At 32.9% G+C, this 632-nt stretch carries 1 protein-coding gene; it reads right to left on the bottom strand.

What is annotated here, in order from left to right; genetic code table 11:
• Nucleotides 1-104: 104 nt before the first annotated feature.
• Nucleotides 105-467 (bottom strand): plasmid mobilization relaxosome protein MobC, encoded by a 363-nt coding sequence (locus CYP05_RS04355; protein ID WP_103642105.1) that lies wholly within the window; start codon nucleotides 465-467, stop codon nucleotides 105-107.
• Nucleotides 468-632: the final 165 nt, after the last annotated feature.

Below are 632 nucleotides of genomic sequence, written 5' to 3'. Positions count from 1 at the left end.
CAGCCAGTGGCAATCTATCATCTTTTTCATCTCTAGTTAGCTTTGAATCTCTTTTCTTACCAGTTTTTAGATAATCAGCTACGCCTTTTTCTCCCTTTGAGATCTTAACTATCATAGTTACTCCTTATTAAGCTTAAAATTTCAGTTAGGACTGATTGAACTTTGTACAACTCTTCTTGTGTTTGCAGTATCGTTTTTAAATCTATATTGCCACTAGTCTTATAAGCTATATTTAGTCTCTTTGCTATTTGATTGATGTTGCTAAAAGGTCTAGCAAAATATGTAATGATTGCTGGATATAGCTCTTTCTTTTTTATGGATTCAGAATTTACAGTGCCATTATCAATAAGATAGGAAATAATTTCTGATCTTGACATATCTAACTCTAGAGCTATTTTAGATAGCTTATCGTATTGCTGAGAAGTGATCCTTGTGGAGAGTACCTTATCCTTGATATTTTTTGGCATATGATATCCTTTCATAAAATACGTTAAATATGTTAGCAGATGAAGCGCTTTTAACGCTTCTTATATCTCGCATTGTAGCCCTCGGCAGAGCAAGATTATACAAGGTATGAAAACGAAGTGTCATACATTGTATGTGTCTTGCTATTAGAAAAATTTGCTTACTAC

The sequence above is a fragment of the Campylobacter concisus genome, from assembly GCF_002913545.1.
GTDB lineage: Bacteria > Campylobacterota > Campylobacteria > Campylobacterales > Campylobacteraceae > Campylobacter_A > Campylobacter_A concisus_AV.
This window is presented reverse-complemented; position numbering and strand designations above follow the sequence as displayed.